15 protein-coding genes are annotated in these 15,689 nt (G+C 65.5%); 8 read left to right on the top strand and 7 right to left on the bottom strand.

From position 1 onward, the window contains the following. Nucleotides 1-155 precede the first annotated feature (155 nt). The 3 genes from ABZ382_RS34015 to ABZ382_RS34005 form a co-directional block, all read right to left on the bottom strand. Complete coding sequence (locus ABZ382_RS34015) at nucleotides 156-476, bottom strand: hypothetical protein (protein ID WP_357097638.1); 321 nt, start codon at nucleotides 474-476, stop codon at nucleotides 156-158. 16 nt (nucleotides 477-492) lie between these two features. After that, a complete protein-coding gene (ilvD, locus tag ABZ382_RS34010; protein ID WP_357097637.1) occupies nucleotides 493-2,334 on the bottom strand; it encodes a dihydroxy-acid dehydratase in 1,842 nt (613 codons plus the stop codon). 161 nt (nucleotides 2,335-2,495) lie between these two features. After that, complete coding sequence (locus tag ABZ382_RS34005) at nucleotides 2,496-2,996, bottom strand: PH domain-containing protein (RefSeq protein ID WP_357097635.1); 501 nt, start codon at nucleotides 2,994-2,996, stop codon at nucleotides 2,496-2,498. Nucleotides 2,997-3,314: 318 nt separating this feature from the next. On the opposite strand from ABZ382_RS34005, the gene ABZ382_RS34000 reads away from it, so the two are divergent. From ABZ382_RS34000 to ilvC, 3 genes are all read left to right on the top strand, one after another. Continuing rightward, on the top strand, nucleotides 3,315-5,273 hold the full coding sequence (locus tag ABZ382_RS34000; RefSeq protein ID WP_357097633.1) for an acetolactate synthase large subunit: 1,959 nt from the start codon (nucleotides 3,315-3,317) through the stop codon (nucleotides 5,271-5,273). Then, nucleotides 5,270-5,773 carry an acetolactate synthase small subunit gene (gene ilvN / locus ABZ382_RS33995; protein WP_040860049.1) on the top strand — a complete coding sequence of 168 codons (504 nt, stop codon included), beginning with the start codon at nucleotides 5,270-5,272 and terminating at the stop codon, nucleotides 5,771-5,773. The genes ABZ382_RS34000 and ilvN overlap by 4 nt, the downstream gene beginning before the upstream one ends. A gap of 73 nt (nucleotides 5,774-5,846) precedes the next feature. Next, nucleotides 5,847-6,848: a ketol-acid reductoisomerase gene (gene ilvC, locus ABZ382_RS33990; RefSeq protein ID WP_357097642.1), complete on the top strand. Its 1,002-nt coding sequence runs from the start codon at nucleotides 5,847-5,849 to the stop codon at nucleotides 6,846-6,848. A 78-nt stretch (nucleotides 6,849-6,926) separates the two neighbouring features. Here the strand turns inward: ilvC and ABZ382_RS33985 are convergent, their stop codons facing one another. Together ABZ382_RS33985 and ABZ382_RS33980 are read right to left on the bottom strand one after the other, a co-directional pair. Then, nucleotides 6,927-7,370 carry an SRPBCC family protein gene (locus ABZ382_RS33985; RefSeq protein ID WP_357097632.1) on the bottom strand — a complete coding sequence of 148 codons (444 nt, stop codon included), beginning with the start codon at nucleotides 7,368-7,370 and terminating at the stop codon, nucleotides 6,927-6,929. After that, complete coding sequence (locus ABZ382_RS33980) at nucleotides 7,367-7,843, bottom strand: ester cyclase (RefSeq protein ID WP_357097630.1); 477 nt, start codon at nucleotides 7,841-7,843, stop codon at nucleotides 7,367-7,369. The genes ABZ382_RS33985 and ABZ382_RS33980 overlap by 4 nt, the downstream gene beginning before the upstream one ends. A 117-nt stretch (nucleotides 7,844-7,960) precedes the next feature. Between ABZ382_RS33980 and ABZ382_RS33975 the strand changes: the two genes are divergently transcribed. Continuing rightward, a complete protein-coding gene (locus tag ABZ382_RS33975; protein ID WP_357097628.1) occupies nucleotides 7,961-8,596 on the top strand; it encodes a helix-turn-helix domain-containing protein in 636 nt (211 codons plus the stop codon). 76 nt (nucleotides 8,597-8,672) lie between these two features. Here the strand turns inward: ABZ382_RS33975 and ABZ382_RS33970 are convergent, their stop codons facing one another. Both ABZ382_RS33970 and ABZ382_RS33965 read right to left on the bottom strand, forming a co-directional pair. Beyond that, nucleotides 8,673-8,981 carry a hypothetical protein gene (locus ABZ382_RS33970; RefSeq protein WP_357097626.1) on the bottom strand — a complete coding sequence of 103 codons (309 nt, stop codon included), beginning with the start codon at nucleotides 8,979-8,981 and terminating at the stop codon, nucleotides 8,673-8,675. A gap of 175 nt (nucleotides 8,982-9,156) precedes the next feature. Beyond that, the gene (locus ABZ382_RS33965) at nucleotides 9,157-9,927 is read right to left on the bottom strand and encodes an SDR family oxidoreductase (protein ID WP_357097624.1); all 771 of its coding nucleotides are present in this window, start codon (nucleotides 9,925-9,927) and stop codon (nucleotides 9,157-9,159) included. Nucleotides 9,928-10,050: 123 nt separating this feature from the next. On the opposite strand from ABZ382_RS33965, the gene ABZ382_RS33960 reads away from it, so the two are divergent. From ABZ382_RS33960 to ABZ382_RS33945, 4 genes are all read left to right on the top strand, one after another. Then, nucleotides 10,051-10,662, top strand: a complete 612-nt coding sequence (locus tag ABZ382_RS33960) for a helix-turn-helix domain-containing protein (RefSeq protein WP_357097622.1) — start codon at nucleotides 10,051-10,053, stop codon at nucleotides 10,660-10,662. A 64-nt stretch (nucleotides 10,663-10,726) separates the two neighbouring features. Further along, on the top strand, nucleotides 10,727-11,971 hold the full coding sequence (locus ABZ382_RS33955) for a DNA cytosine methyltransferase (RefSeq protein WP_357097620.1): 1,245 nt from the start codon (nucleotides 10,727-10,729) through the stop codon (nucleotides 11,969-11,971). 94 nt (nucleotides 11,972-12,065) lie between these two features. Next, nucleotides 12,066-14,627 (top strand): Z1 domain-containing protein, encoded by a 2,562-nt coding sequence (locus tag ABZ382_RS33950; RefSeq protein WP_357097618.1) that lies wholly within the window; start codon nucleotides 12,066-12,068, stop codon nucleotides 14,625-14,627. Continuing rightward, complete coding sequence (locus ABZ382_RS33945; protein ID WP_357097617.1) at nucleotides 14,624-15,643, top strand: PD-(D/E)XK motif protein; 1,020 nt, start codon at nucleotides 14,624-14,626, stop codon at nucleotides 15,641-15,643. The genes ABZ382_RS33950 and ABZ382_RS33945 overlap by 4 nt, the downstream gene beginning before the upstream one ends. Nucleotides 15,644-15,689 lie beyond the last annotated feature (46 nt).

Raw genomic sequence — 15,689 nt, 5'->3', positions numbered from 1 at the left:
CCGCCGCGGCGCCGGCCCGCGCCCCCACCCCACAACTTACTAGGCCGGGGCGCCGCCCGCGCGCCCCCCCCCCCCCCGGGCCGCTTGTGCTGGGGGGGGGGGGGGCCCCCCCCCCCCCGAATCTCCTCAGGGGGTGTGGGGGCTCGCCCCCACCCTCACTGGCGTGCGGTCCAGGCTTGCCATTCCTGGAAGGTCTCCTGGTGGAGCTGGAGCACCCGGCTCGACTTCGTGTCGATCTCGCGTTGCAGCAGCGCCCGGTGCGCGCCGATCCGAACCTGCTCGTCGGGAGTCGCCATGAACTCGGCATTGTCGAGGTCACGCACCTCGGCCGCCAGGGCCTCGGCGTCGGCGAGCAGTTCGCGGGCTTCGGCATTGCGGGCGTCGGAGCGCCGCAGCATCGCCGTGTATTCGGCCAGCATGGAGTCGGCCTTGCCGACGAATTCGGTGTCGGCCTGGCCGATGTATTCGATTGTCATTCCCTTGCTTTCTCGATTACGGCACGCGCCGGACGGCACCCTTGTCGGCGGAAGTGGCGAGCGCGGCGTACGCGCGCAGCGCGGTGGTGACCGGGCGCTCCCGGTTCGCCGGCTGCCACGGCCGTTCGGACGCTTCCATCTTCACGCGGCGCTCCGCGAGAACGTCTTCGGGAACCAGCAATTCGAGCGCGCGGGTGTGCACGTCGATGCGGATGCGGTCACCGTTCTCGATGAGTCCGATGGAGCCGCCGCCGGCGGCCTCCGGGGACATGTGGCCGATGGACAGGCCCGAGGTGCCGCCGGAGAAGCGGCCGTCGGTGATGAGCGCGCAGACCTTGCCCAGGCCCACGCCCTTCAGGAACGAGGTGGGGTGCAGCATCTCCTGCATGCCCGGGCCGCCCTTCGGGCCCTCGTAGCGGACCACGACCACGTCGCCGGGCTGGATCTCCTTGCCCAGGATCTTGGAGACCGCCTCCTCCTGGGACTCGACCACCACGGCCGGGCCCTCGAAGGTGAACAGGTCCTCGTCGATACCGGCGGTCTTGAGGATCGCGCCGTCGGGAGCGATGTTGCCGCGCAGCACGCACAGGCCGCCCTCGATGGTGTACGCGTGCGGGACGTCGCGGATGCAGCCGCCCTCGGCGTCGGTGTCCAGCGAGGACCAGCGGTTGGCGGTGGAGAACGGCTCGGTGGTGCGGACGCCGCCGGGCGCGGCGTGGAACAGCTGCACGGCCTCGTCGGACGCCTTGCCCGAGCGCACGTCCCAGGTGTCGAGCCACTCGTCGAAGGAGGCGGTGTGCACGGTGGTCACGTCGGTCTCCAGCAGCCCGCCGCGGCGCAGCTCGCCGAGGATGGCCGGGATGCCGCCGGCGCGGTGCACGTCCTCCATGTGGTAGTCGGAGTTGGGGGAGACCTTCGACAGGCAGGGCACGCGACGCGAGATCTCGTCGATGGTCTGCAGATCGAAGTCGATCTCACCCTCCTGTGCGGCGGCCAGGGTGTGCAGCACGGTGTTGGTGGAACCGCCCATGGCCACATCCAGCGCCATGGCGTTGCGGAAGGCCTTGGCATTGGCCACGTTCCGCGGCAGCACCGAGGCGTCGTCGTCGCGGTACCAGCGGGTGGCGATGTCCACGATGACCTTGCCGGCCCGCTGGAACAGCGCGCGGCGGGCCTCGTGGGTGGCCAGGGTGGAGCCGTTGCCCGGCAGCGCCAGGCCCAGCGCCTCGGTGAGGCAGTTCATCGAGTTGGCGGTGAACATGCCCGAGCAGGAGCCGCAGGTCGGGCAGGCGGAGCGCTCGACCTCGCCGAGGCCCTCGTCGCTGACGGCCTGCGAGGCGCTGGCGGAGATGGCGGTGATCAGGTCGGTCGGGGCCTGCGCGACGCCGTCCACGATCACGGCCTTGCCGGCCTCCATCGGGCCGCCGGACACGAACACGGCCGGGATGTTGAGCCGCATGGCGGCGTTCAGCATGCCGGGGGTGATCTTGTCGCAGTTGGAGATGCACACCAGCGCGTCGGCGGTGTGGGCGTTGGCCATGTACTCCACCGAGTCGGCGATGATCTCGCGCGAGGGTAGCGAGTACAGCATGCCGCCGTGACCCATGGCGATGCCGTCGTCGACGGCGATGGTGTGGAATTCGCGCGGGACGCCGCCGGCCGCCCGCACCGCCTCGGCCACGATCTCGCCGACGTCCTTCAGGTGCACGTGGCCGGGTACGAACTGGGTGTAGGAGTTCGCGATGGCGACGATCGGCTTCCCGAAGTCGGAGTCGGTGAGGCCGGTCGCGCGCCAGAGCGAGCGAGCGCCCGCGGCATTGCGTCCGACGGTGGTGGTGCGTGAGCGAAGCGGTGGCATTGGTCCTCGGTTCGTGTCGCAGGGGGCTGTTGAGCGACTGGCCGGTGGTTCATCACGACACGAGATTTCGGGTCTCGTGACGTTCCTCCGGCGGGCATCAACGTTACTCCCGGCCTATGACCCCGAATACCGCCGGTGGAAACTCTGCACCCCCGAAACACCTACGACTTGCCGGATTCGCCCTCGGCCTCGGCGCCCTCGGTGTGAGATTCGTCTGCTTCGTCCGGTTCGTCGGTTTCCTCCGGCTCCTGGGCGAACGGGTCCGGGATGCGCCCGCCCGAGGCGTCCACGAGGTCGGCGAGCCGGTGGTAGCCGACTGCGGGCAAGGTCACATCGGTGTCGTCGGCCAGGTGCAGCCGCAGGTACCCGCGCTTGGGGATGACCAGTCCGCGCACCTCGGCCCAGTCGATGTGCCGGGAGCCGAACAGGGTGCGGGTGTCGATCCCGTTGTCCGAGACGGTGGTCCGGGTCCGCTCGATCCACACCACCAGCGCGGCCGGGATCGCGAACAGGATCCACAGCACCTTGGGCGCCCCGAAGAACGGGAAGGCCACGGAGAACAGCAGGATGAACACCCCGAGGTGAGCGAGCCGGGGGATGCGGATCACGCGACCCGCGTCCGATTCGGCGCCGAGAGTATGGGACGATCGAGCAGGTGGCACGGACTGATGCTGTGAGGACACACCCATATCCTCGCATCATGGTGAACGGACCCGAACAACCGCACTGTCTCACATAATGAGACCCCATTGGTCAGCTGTTTGACTGAACGACTAGCGCGCGCATACCGTCGAGCGCGTGAATCGAATCGAGTTGCTCGTAATCGGCCGGCGCGTCCAGCGCTGAGCCGACGACTTCAGGTCTATTACGTCAGCTCGCAGCTGCGACGCGCCACCCTCGAACAGCCTTGGCTGTCGGGGGCTTTTTTGTGTTCAGGCAAGTCCCATGACTGGAACGACAAGCAGTAAGGAACCAAGACGGTGAGCGCACCTACCGCCCGGCCCGGGCCCTCGGCCCGCAGGCCCGCGCCTTCGGCCACTCAGCCGACCGCGGCTCCGGCCGCGACCCCGAACCGCCGCCAGGTCCCGCCCGAGCGGGTCACCGGCGCGCAGTCGGTCGTCCGATCGCTCGAGGAGCTGGACGTCGACACGGTATTCGGTATTCCGGGCGGTGCGATCCTTCCCGTCTACGACCCGCTCTTCGATTCCACCAAGGTCCGCCACGTGCTGGTCCGCCACGAGCAGGGCGCGGGTCACGCCGCGACCGGCTACGCGCAGGCCACCGGCAAGGTGGGTGTGTGCATGGCCACGTCCGGTCCGGGCGCGACCAACCTGGTCACCCCGATCGCGGACGCGCAGATGGACTCGGTGCCGCTGGTCGCCATCACCGGCCAGGTCGGCCGTTCGCTGATCGGCACCGACGCCTTCCAGGAAGCCGACATCTCCGGCATCACCATGGCGTGCACCAAGCACAACTTCCTGGTCACCGACCCGATCGACATCCCGCGGATGATCGCCGAGGCGTTCCACATCGCCTCCACCGGCCGTCCCGGCGCGGTGCTGGTCGACATCCCGAAGGACGTGCTGCAGGCGCAGACCACGTTCTCGTGGCCGCCGGAGATGAAGCTGCCCGGCTACCGTCCGGTCACCAAGCCGCACGGCAAGCAGGTCCGCGAGGCCGCCCGCATGATCATGGAGGCCAAGGCTCCCGTGCTCTACGTCGGCGGCGGCGTGATCAAGGCCGACGCCTCGGCCGAGCTGCTGGAACTGGCCGAGCTGACCGGCATCCCGGTGGTCACCACCCTGATGGCGCGCGGCGCGTTCCCCGACACCCACACCCTCAACATGGGTATGCCGGGTATGCACGGCACCGTGGGAGCCGTTGCGGCGCTGCAGCGTTCGGACCTGTTGATCACCCTGGGCGCGCGTTTCGACGACCGCGTCACCGGCCAGCTGGACTCGTTCGCGGTCGGCGCCAAGGTGATCCACGCCGACATCGACCCCGCCGAGATCGGCAAGAACCGCCACGCCGACGTGCCGATCGTGGGTGACTGCCGCGAGGTCATCACCGAGCTGATCGAGACCCTGAAGGCCGACCCGGCCACCGGCGGCAAGACCCCGCTGCTGGACCTGACCGAGTGGTGGGGCTACCTGAGCGGGATCCGCGACGCCTACCCGCTGGGCTGGAAGACCCCGTCGGACGGTTCGCTGTCGCCGGAGTTCGTGATCGAGAAGCTGGGTCAGCTGGCCGGTCCCGAGGCGATCTACTGTGCCGGCGTCGGTCAGCACCAGATGTGGGCCGCGCAGTTCATCAAGTACGAGAACCCGCGCACCTGGCTGAACTCGGGCGGTCTGGGCACCATGGGCTACGCGGTGCCCGCGGCCATGGGCGCCAAGATGGGCATGCCGGACTCCGAGGTCTGGGCTATCGACGGTGACGGCTGCTTCCAGATGACCAACCAGGAGCTGGCCACCTGCGCCGTCGAGGGCGTGCCGATCAAGGTCGCGCTGATCAACAACGGCAACCTGGGCATGGTCCGCCAGTGGCAGACCCTGTTCTACGAGCAGCGCTACTCCAACACCGACCTGGGCACCCACACCCTGCGCATCCCCGACTTCGTGAAGCTCGCGGAAGCCTTGGGCTGCCACGGTATTCGCGTGGAGAAGGAAGAGGACGTGGAGGCCGCGATCCGCGAGGCGCAGTCGATCAACGACCGTCCCGTGGTGATCGACTTCATCGTCGGCAAGGACGCGCAGGTGTGGCCGATGGTCGCCGCCGGCACGTCGAACGACGAGATCATGGCCGCGCGCGGCATCCGCCCGCTGTTCGACGACGACGAGCAGGCTTCCGAGCCGGCCGTCATCCACGAGGCCATGTCGCACGAGAAGGCTTCGCTGAACGCTCACGAGCGCGCTTCCCAGAAGGGGACCGAGGAATGACCACCACCCACACCCTCTCCGTGCTGGTGGAGGACAAGCCGGGCGTGCTGGCCCGGGTGGCTTCGCTGTTCTCCCGGCGTGGCTTCAATATCCAGTCCCTCGCGGTGGGTGGCACCGAGATCCCCGAGATCTCGCGCATGACCATCGTGGTGACCGTGGAGGACCTGCCGCTCGAGCAGGTCACCAAGCAGCTCAACAAGCTGGTCAATGTCATCAAGATCGTGGAGCAGGACACCGATTCCTCGGTCGCCCGTGAACTGATCCTGGTGAAGGTGCGCGCCGACGCGAGTGTGCGCACCCAGGTGATCGAGGCCGTGAACCTGTTCCGCGCCAAGGTGATCGACGTGTCGCCCGACGCGCTGACCATCGAGGCCACCGGTACCCGCTCCAAGCTGGACGCGCTGCTGCGCATGATGGAGCCGTACGGCATCCGCGAGATCGTGCAGTCCGGTGTCGTGGCCGTGGGCCGCGGACCGAAGTCGATCACCGCTACCCGCTAGGTCCGGCGAATTCCGCCGACCGGATACTTCTCACAAACCAAACAATCTGAAGGGAACCACAGTGGCAGTCGAGATGTTCTATGACGACGATGCTGACCTGTCGATCATCCAGGGCAAGAAGGTCGCCGTCATCGGCTACGGCAGCCAGGGCCACGCTCACTCGCTGAGCCTGCGCGACTCCGGCGTCGACGTGCGCATCGGCCTCAAGGCGGGCTCGAAGTCCATCGCCAAGGCCGAAGAGGCCGGCCTGACCGTCGGCACCCCCGCCGAGGTCTCCGAGTGGGCCGACGTGATCATGGTGCTCGCGCCCGACACCGCGCAGGCCTCCATCTTCACCAACGACATCGAGCCGCACCTCAAGGACGGCGATGCGCTGTTCTTCGGCCACGGCCTGAACATCCACTTCGGTCTGATCAAGGCTCCGGCCAACGTCACCGTCGGCATGGTCGCCCCCAAGGGCCCCGGCCACCTGGTGCGTCGCCAGTTCGCCGACGGCAAGGGCGTTCCGGCCCTGATCGCCATCGACCAGGACCCGACCGGCACCGGCCAGGCGCTGGCCCTGTCCTACGCCAAGGGCATCGGCGGCACCCGCGCGGGCGTCATCAAGACCACCTTCAAGGAAGAGACCGAGACCGACCTCTTCGGTGAGCAGGCCGTGCTCTGCGGTGGCACCGAGGAACTGGTCAAGACCGGTTTCGAGGTCATGGTCGAGGCCGGTTACGCGCCGGAGATGGCCTACTTCGAGGTCCTGCACGAGCTCAAGCTGATCGTCGACCTGATGTACGAGGGCGGCATCGCCCGCATGAACTACTCGGTCTCCGACACCGCCGAGTTCGGTGGCTACCTGTCGGGCCCGCGCGTCATCGACGCCGGCACCAAGGAGCGCATGAAGGCGATCCTGACCGACATCCAGGACGGCACCTTCGTCAAGCGCCTGGTCGCCAACGTCGAGGGCGGCAACAAGGAGCTCGAGGGTCTGCGCAAGGCCAACGCCGAGCACCCGATCGAGGTCACCGGCGCGCAGCTGCGCAGCCTGATGAGCTGGGTCGACCGCCCGATCACCGAGACCGCGTAAGGTTTCAGGTCCTCGGAAGGGCCCGGCATCCGATTCGGGGATGCCGGGCCCTTTCGTGTGACGGTACCCCTCCGGCCGTCAGGACCGGGCGCGGCTGGCGACCGTTTCCAGGTCGACGCGCAGGGAGCGGGCCATCAGCGGCGCGACCACCGGGAGCAGGATGCGAGCGACCGCGGTGGTGGGTTCGATGTGCCAGCGATAGGAGACCCGCGTGTTGGGGCCTTCGGGTGAGAAGTCGATCTCGTATCGGCCGCCGAAGGGACTGTCGAGCACCGAATTGATGGTGCGGCACGGGCGTTCGTAGGTGGTGTAGTCGGAGGTGCTGCGGATGGTGCCGGGGCCGACGCGGGTCACCATCACATAGCGCGGCGTGCCGTCGGGTCGCATCTCGTAGTTCTCGACCGCCGCGATCGAGTCGGACAGTTCGACGAGGCGTCGCATCTCGTCGCCGAAGACGAGGTCCCAGGTCTGTTCCGGTCCGAGCGGGAACAGGGCCTCGCCCTGAATGGTTTTGCTGCTCATCGCTTTCCGCCGATCGTGCGCAGGGCGCGGCGTTTGGCGCGCGCCATCCGGATGAGATAGGCCGGGGTCGAGGGAACCCAGCCGAGTTGTTTCGCCATTCCGAGGTCGTCGCGGTTGGCCCAGTGCTCGGCGATGAGGCCGTTGTCCATACGGAACCAATGGGATTGGGTGATCGCGAAGGTCTTGCCGGTGGGCGGGAAGACGGCATCGAGTTCGCCGTCCTCGGTGTAGGGGGTGAACGGTCCGGTGTGGCGGCCGCTCATCGTCGAGTTCACTGTGACGAGGTCGCCGTCGGCCACCGCGTGGTGGATCTCGTAGGACAGTCCCTCGAAGGTGGCGCGCAGCCACAGCGCGAGGTCGTGGAACCCGCCGGGCCCGTCGCCCCGCACCGACGGCGGCGCCGCCAGGCGGGTCCGGGTGAATCCGTGCGGGGCGATCACCGCGTCGAAGTCGGCGCGGCTACCGCTCGCCATGTGGTGGATGCTGCTGATCGCAATGGATTTCGGGTCGCTCGACACGGCCATAGGGTTGGCGTTCATGACTTCCCCAAATGGATACAGTTAGACTGTATCTAAAGTATCGGACGGGTGATGAGCGAAGTCAAGAGGTCCTACGACGCCTCCAAACGCCACGATCAGGCGCGCGTGCGGCGGCGCGCGGTCGTGGCGGCGGCGAAGGAGCTGTTCGAGCGGGACGGATTCCGGGCGACCTCGATCGCGGCGGTCGCGCGGCTCGCGGGGGTCTCGCCGGAGTTCATCTACAAGGGCTTCGGCACGAAAGCGGCATTGGCGAAGGCGGTCTTCGACTTCGTGATCGCGGGCGACGACGAGCCGGTGCCGGTGGCGCAGCGTTCCTCGGTCCAGGACGCGCTGGCCGAGCCCGACGTGCGCCGCAAGATCGACATCTATATCGACGGTCTCGCCCTCCGTCAGCAACGTTCGGCGAAAGTGCAGATCCTCATTCGCGACGGCAGGCACACCGATGACGCGCTGGTGGAGGTGTGGCAGAAGCTGCTCGACGAACGGCTGGCGGGCATGACCATGTTCGGGCGGCACCTGCTCGAGACCGGGCAGTTGCGCGATGGGCTCGACCTCGACGACGTGCGGGACATTCTGTGGACCTACATCGCGGTGGAGTTCTACGAACTGCTGGTCCTCGCCCGCGGCTGGCCACTGGACCGCTACGCGCGGTGGATCGCCCGGGCGATCACGGCCGCCCTGACCTGAATACGCGAAGGCCCGCCAGGGAATCCCCTGACGGGCCTTCGCCGTTCGCGCGGGAAGGAGGGCCGCGCGAGCGTAATTACCAGCTGCCGAAGCTGCCCGGCAGCATGTGCCGCCACCAGCAGTCGTTGTCGTGGCGGTGGGGGCGGTTCCAGTCGTCGCGATCGCGATCGCGCCACCAGGCGTCCCGATCCCGGTCGCGGTCGTGACCGCGGTCCCGGTCCCACCAGGGGTTGTTCTGCTGATGCGGCCAGGCGACGTCGGCGGGCGCGTTGTCGACGGGCACCTCGGCGCTCGCCGGAATGGTCACCGCCGCAAAGGGAATCACAGCGATTGCACCGGCGACGGCCACGCGGGCCGCCGTCCGGCGTAGAAATGTCTGCTTCATGGTCTGCAACTGTGCCCCAGTAGCCCCCGCGCGGGGAACGCTTTTCCTGTGAATTCAGGGCCGAATGGTCCTCATGTATGACATGCACCCCGAGACACCCTGAAACTCATTGCACGGCAACGGCCCCGCAGGATTCCTCCCGCGGGGCCGTTCGCAATTCGACTGTGGCAGTGGATCAGTAGTGCGTGCCGCCGTCGATCCGGATCTCGGTACCGGTGATGAACGCACCGTCGTCCGACGCCAGCATGGCCACGACGCCGGCCACGGTGTCGGGCGAAGCGAAGCCCTGGCCGATGCCGGGGGCGAGCTTCATGAACAGGCTCAGATCGGCATCCGCGGGCAGACCCGGCCCCTTGCCGCTGGTCATATCACTCGAGATCGACCCCGGCGCAACGGCGACCACACGCAGCCCCTGCTTGGAGTATTCCGCGGCGAGTGCGTGCGTCATGGACATGATCCCGCCCTTGGACGCGGCGTACGCGGACATGTACGGATGCGCGAAGAACGCGGACGTGGAAGTGAAGTTGACGATCACACCCTTGTCCGACGCCAGCAGCTGCGGCAGCGACTCCTTGATCATCAAGAAGGTGCCCGTCAGATTGATGGCAATAATCTTGTTGAAGTCCTCGACCGGCATCTCATGCGTATGCGCCGACCGCAGAATCCCCGCCGCATTGATCAGCGCATCGATCCCGCCCAGCGCCTCGGTAGCGGCAGCCACCCCCGCCTTCACCGACTCTTCGTTCGAGATATCGACCGTGAGGGTCGTGAGCCGATCCCCATTCCCGTTCTCGGCGGCCTGCTTGGCAGTCTCCGCGAGCCCCGCCTCATTCACATCGGCCCCGACAACCTGTCCACCCTCGGCCAGGATCCGATGCACGGTAGCCCGCCCAATCCCCGACCCGGCCCCGGTCACAACTACTCGACGCCCGTCAAAACGCTCCATCGCAAACTCCTTACCTAGGTTAACAGCCTCTCCTTGACACGCTACGCCCATCTGGCACGCCATGCCATGATGGCATCCCGTCGACTAGGATTGTCCCAACCATCCCGCCCAAAGGAGGTGAAAATGTCCCCCCGCCCCACCCTCGCCGAACGCCGCAAACAAGAAACCCGCATGGACATAGCCCGAACCGCCGCGCGGTTGTTCGCGGAACACGGCACCTCCGAGGTCACGGCGGACCAAATTGCCTCCGAATCGGGCGTGGCCTTGCGCACCTTCTACCGCTACGCGCGAACCAAGGAGGAAGCGGTAGAACCCATGCTCGCCGCTGGCGCCCAACGCTGGCTGGCTGACATCGCCGCCGGTCCTCGCCGCCTTCCTACCTCCGCGGAATTCGAATCTGCAGCCGTCCGCTCGCTTACCCTCGGCGACAGCCCCGAAGACCTCGAAATCACCCGTGGATTGCTGACTGCGATGAACGCTGACCAGGCGCTGCGGGCGATCTGGCAGCGGATCAATCTCGAGGCCGAGCATGAACTGTGCGATGTTCTGACGGAACTGGTTGGACCGCAAGCGGATTCGATCGCTGTCCGAATTGCTGCCGCAGCCTCGGCCGGCGCGGTACGGGTTGGCCTGGAGTTGTGGGCGATGGGCGTGCGCACGCCGGATGGGCAGGACTCACCGGCCGCGCTCGTGGTCGAGTGCATGCGACGCTTGAACTCCGCGGTGCGAGCCTGAAACCTCTTGCCATTGGTCCGATGCGCGGGGAAGCCAGGAGGTTGCACCACTAGGATCTGATCTCATGCCCTCCGAGACCTTCGACGTCGAACTGTCCCTCGATGCCGTGGACCCGGCGGAGGTCGAGATGATCGACCTGTTCGCAGGGCCGGGCGGATTGGACGTCGCGGCCAGATGGCTGGGAATACCGGCGGTTGGCATCGAGGTGAACGAGGACGCGTGCCTGACTCGGCGCCAGGCCGGTCTCGGCACCCGGCATGCGGACGTTCGGAATCGCGCGCTACTCGACGACTTTCCGAATGCGAAGATTCTCACCGGTGGTCCGCCGTGCCAGACGTATTCGGTAGCCGGCTCGGGCGCGGGACGCAGGGCGCTGACGCAAGTCCTCGGATTCGTCAATCGAATCGCCCGCGGTGAGCGGGCAGAGGTCGAGGAAGAACTGGGCCGGCTCGACGACGAGCGCACCGGCCTGGTCCTGCAACCACTGCTGTGGGCAATCGAGGCCTTCGAGAAGGGCAGACCGTTCGAAACGATCGTTCTCGAACAGGTTCCGACGGTGAAGCCGGTCTGGGATGCCTATGCGCCGGTTTTGAAGGATCTCGGTTACGACGTCGCGGTCAACCTGGTTCACACCGAGCAGTTCGGGGTTCCTCAGACACGCCGCCGTGCGATTCTGATCGCGTGCCGAAATCGTCAGGCGGTCTTCCCCCAGGCAACTCACCGGGCTTTCAACAAGCGACTGTCACGTGCGGAAGGTGTTGCCGAGCTACGAGAGTGGGCCACCTTGGGGGAGGCGTTGACACCCCCGCAAGCCGATTGGGTAGCGAAGCTCGAATTGCCCGAGCGGCCAACTGAGTTCGAAGTTGTGTCGAACTACGGCACCGGCGGCAATCCGAAACTACGTGGCAAACGTACGTCCAAGGAGCCGTCCGCGACGGTCACCGGTAAAGTTCGCCGCAATCGGATCGTGGCCGACGGCGAGGATCTCGCGCGATTGCTGCCTGAGGAAGCGGGCCGCCTGCAGACATTCCCACTCGATTACCCATGGTCAGGCAATGACCGGTATCAGCAGGTTGGCAATGCCATTCCACCCCGTGTCGGTGTGCACATCCTCGCGGCAGCGCACTTCGGGCAGAAGCCGAACGAGGACGCGCTCGATCGTGCTGTCGGAGGATCGTGGGGCGAGGCGCTCGTCGACCTGCACCAGCTCCGACTGTCCCTCGAAGACTTCCAGGATCTGGAGGAGTACGCCGATGCAGGCCGGCAGGCCGAGTTGTTCCCCGTGAACCTGGACAGACTGCCTGTCTAGCTCGGTATGACGGTTAGTGCCAATCTCGTCGGGGTAGCGACAAACGGCCTTACGCTGTGGCGAGTACTTGGCAACCGAACCTAGGGGGAACGTAGTGTCCGAGCCCGACGACGACGGCTTGTACGAGATCTTCGAGGCACTACTCGATCGGTACACGCCAGAGAATGCGATCAAACGGCTTGCGGGCATCTCATCCCCTGCCGCGGTGCAGAGCATTCGGGACCGGCACGAGCGCAACCTGATTCGTATCCGTGAGATGGAGGAACCTCGTGCCCTCTTCCTCGACAACCGCATTACGTGGTACACCGGGCCTCAACCGGGAGACAAGTACTGGCCCTCACTGAAGGCTGTTCTGTCCGGCGACGGTTGGTCGAGCGGAGCCATCGACAACCTGGATGAATCGTCGACCAGAATAGTCTCGTTGCTGAATCATCCTCGTGAGAAGGAATTTTCGGCCCGAGGTTTGGTGGTCGGATATGTTCAGTCCGGAAAGACGACAAGTTTCACCGCGGTTACCGCGAAGGCTGCGGATCGAGGTTACAAGCTCTTCATTGTTCTTGCTGGAATTCACAACGGGCTCAGACGCCAGACCCAGGCGCGACTGATCAAGCAGTTGGTGGAACCCAATCCTGGCGGTTGGTCCCAGATTACCGATCTGGACCACGATTTCACACCTACGGCGAACCCCGCCAGCTATTTCAGTAAGGCGAACAACACCCACGTCCTTTGCGTCGTCAAGAAGAACGCGACCGTCCTGCGCAAGCTTGTCAAGTGGCTGAGTGACGCATCAGAGTACCTGACCGATTGCCCCGCTTTGATCATCGATGACGAAGCCGATCAAGCCTCCGTCGCGACGAAGTCGATCAACCCGCTTATCCGGAAGCTGTTGGACAGCTTGCCGAAGTCTGCCTACGTGGGTTACACGGCTTCGCCGTTCGCGAATCTGCTGATCGATCCGTCTGCCGACGACCTATATCCCCAAGACTTCATCGTCAATCTGCCCAAACCGGCTGACCATTACGGTACGGAAGTGCTGTTCGGGCGCTACGCCCTCGACGGTGAGAACCCGGAAGACGTCGACGATGGCTGGGACATGATCCGGTCCATCCCGGACGACGATGTCCCGCTCGTGCGGCCGAAGACGAAGGCGGAAGCCGATGGGTTCCTGCCGACCATCACGGACACGCTTCGAAACGCGGTCCTCTACTTCTGGCTCGGAACTGCGGCCCGGCGCGTGCGCGGCACCGGGAACCCGCACTCCACCATGCTGATTCACACCAGCGTCCGCACGTCGGTCCACGACAGCTTCCGCGAACCACTCGAGTCGCTCCGCGACGCGACCGCGCGAAAGCTGGACGAGCTGGGAACCCTGGCCGAGCTTCGGAAGCTGTGGGATGACGAGACGGCTAAGGTAGCTAGCTCGGACTTCGGCGAGACGAAGGTCGAATTCGACGAACTGCTACCGGAACTGCGCGGTGTGCTGCGTGACTGCCGGGTCATCATGGACAATTCGGGGAGTGTCGAGCGGCTCGACTACGAGAATGGCCCGGTGGTCGCCATCGCGGTCGGAGGAAACACTCTCTCCCGCGGCCTGACCCTCGAAGGTCTTCTGGTCAGCTACTTCGTCCGAGCGGTGACTGTCTATGACACATTGCTGCAGATGGGGCGATGGTTCGGATACCGCACTGGGTACGCCGACCTGCCTCGCATCTGGATGACCGATGAGCTCATCGACTGGTTCCGGCACCTGGCGACCGTCGAGGTCGAGATGCGCCGCGACATCGATATCTATCTCACCGAAGACAAGACACCCCGCAATTTCGCAGTTCGGCTGCGAACCCACCCATCGCTCAAGGTGACGGCTGCTGCGAAAATGGCCGACGCCGTCGACGCGCATGCCGGATACGGCGGCAAACGTGTTCAGACCCGGTACTTCCATACCAACGCGGAATGGTTGCTCGGGAATCAGGGCGCGGCCCGCGCGCTGATCTCTCTGGCAGTCGCGGTCGGAGCCAAGGTCGAAAGACGGCCAGACGATGGACTTTTCATTCTTCGAGACGTTCCGAGCGACCTCGTTCTCGATTTCCTGCGGACCTATCGATTCCATGAGAAGTCGCACGAAGCCGATGCCGAGTTGATGGTTCGCTATATCGAGCGGCGGATCCAGAACACCGGCGCGCTCGGCCGTTGGGACATTGCGATCATCGGCAATGTCCCAGGCTCCCCCGAAGAGAACTTCGAGTTCGCGGATGGAATCGCGGTCAAGCGAATCGTTCGCTCGCGACTCAAGACAGCTGGAACGGACTACGCGGATATCAAGACCCTCATGAGCCGCCGCGACGCCGCCATAGACCTGGGCCGTGACATCGAGAGCCTCACTGAGCAGCAGATCTTTGCCGAGCGGACCAAGCGACTACCCGATACCGGGTTACTGGTTTTGTACCCGATCGACAAGCTGTCCGAGCCACGACCGAGCAAACCTAGCCGTACCGCGCTCAATGCCGCCGAACACGTCATCGGTGTGGGCCTGGTCTTCCCCAAACCGGTGGAGGCAGACACAGTTGTCGCTTACGAGGCTCGCTACATCTCCGCCGATCTCTCCGGTATCGAGCCGGAAGAGGAAGATCTCAGCATCCTCGAAGCGGAGGACCAGTGACCGACCTCGGTCACCGCGCCGAACTCGATGAACACTGGCGGCAGCTCGGGCTCGGTCGGCCGACGAAGGAAGGGGCGCTCAGGGTCTCGGATCTTTCGGTCGAGACGGCCCGAGGTGCTGTATCCGCGGGTATCGATGCGGCCGGATGTCGGCATCTGTTGGTGCCCATCGGATCTCACCAAGTCGTGCGCAAAGGCATCGACGGTCCTGTTCTGCAACTGCGTTCGCGCCCACTCGAATCCGAGAACGTGTACCAGAATTATGCGGATCTGGCCTGCCTGCAGCCGGCGTTCGACGATGTGTTCACCACGCTGTGTATTGATGTGCTGGAAGCGATATCGAGCTCGACAAGCAATCCGATAAAAGGGCTGTACACGGCGTTGGACACGTGGCGGGCGTTGTTCCAGACCGCAGGTCGCAGGCTGGGACCCGAACAACTGGCCGGATTGTTCGGCGAGCTCCTGGTGCTGTGTCGAATGCTCGAGCTGAATAGCAGCTCGCAGAGTCTGTGGAAGGGCCCGACGTTCTTCCGACACGACTTTTCCTCGACGACAAGAGCATTAGAAGTGAAGGCGTCGACCGCGAGCGAAGGTCGAAGGATTCGTGTGCACGGTCTCGATCAGCTGGACCCGCCCGTCGGCGGTGAGCTCACTGTGGTGTGGGTTCGGTTGGAACGTAATGATTCCGGAGGATCGACCCTTCAGGCCCTCGTCGATCGAGCGCTCGAACTGGCCGACGACACGGTCGGCCTGCTGGCGCAACTACACGAGGCGGGCTATCGCGCCCAGGATATTGCTCACTACAGCGAAGTCGGCTTCATCGTCTCCGAGGAGCGTTGGTACCGCGTCGATTCGGACTTCCCGCGCCTGACGAATAGCATGCTCGCCGCTGCCGGCGTCGCCGTGAACGTTCGGGATGTCGAGTACAGTGTCGATCTTTCATCGGAGCCGCCCGCTGCTCTGAGCGATGCCCGGGCGACTGAATACCTGCTTTCCATGATCGAGGAGATGGTTTGACATCGCCGGGGTGGTTTTCGCAGCCCTACCCGCCTGAGGGCGCGAG

It is taken from the genome of Nocardia sp. NPDC005825, from assembly GCF_040630175.1.
Taxonomy (GTDB): Bacteria; Actinomycetota; Actinomycetes; order Mycobacteriales; family Mycobacteriaceae; genus Nocardia.
This window is presented reverse-complemented; position numbering and strand designations above follow the sequence as displayed.

Excerpts from the sequence above, each read along its gene's own strand:
- ABZ382_RS34015 (WP_357097638.1), bottom strand. The coding sequence starts at position 476 with ATGACAATCGAATACATCGGCCAGGCCGACACCGAATTCGTCGGCAAG.
- ilvD (WP_357097637.1), bottom strand. The coding sequence starts at position 2,334 with ATGCCACCGCTTCGCTCACGCACCACCACCGTCGGACGCAATGCCGCG.
- ilvN (WP_040860049.1), top strand. The coding sequence starts at position 5,270 with ATGACCACCACCCACACCCTCTCCGTGCTGGTGGAGGACAAGCCGGGC.
- ilvC (WP_357097642.1), top strand. The coding sequence starts at position 5,847 with ATGTTCTATGACGACGATGCTGACCTGTCGATCATCCAGGGCAAGAAG.
- ABZ382_RS33985 (WP_357097632.1), bottom strand. The coding sequence starts at position 7,370 with ATGAGCAGCAAAACCATTCAGGGCGAGGCCCTGTTCCCGCTCGGACCG.
- ABZ382_RS33980 (WP_357097630.1), bottom strand. The coding sequence starts at position 7,843 with ATGGCGAGCGGTAGCCGCGCCGACTTCGACGCGGTGATCGCCCCGCAC.
- ABZ382_RS33975 (WP_357097628.1), top strand. The coding sequence starts at position 7,961 with ATGAGCGAAGTCAAGAGGTCCTACGACGCCTCCAAACGCCACGATCAG.
- ABZ382_RS33970 (WP_357097626.1), bottom strand. The coding sequence starts at position 8,981 with ATGAAGCAGACATTTCTACGCCGGACGGCGGCCCGCGTGGCCGTCGCC.
- ABZ382_RS33965 (WP_357097624.1), bottom strand. The coding sequence starts at position 9,927 with ATGGAGCGTTTTGACGGGCGTCGAGTAGTTGTGACCGGGGCCGGGTCG.
- ABZ382_RS33960 (WP_357097622.1), top strand. The coding sequence starts at position 10,051 with ATGTCCCCCCGCCCCACCCTCGCCGAACGCCGCAAACAAGAAACCCGC.
- ABZ382_RS33955 (WP_357097620.1), top strand. The coding sequence starts at position 10,727 with ATGCCCTCCGAGACCTTCGACGTCGAACTGTCCCTCGATGCCGTGGAC.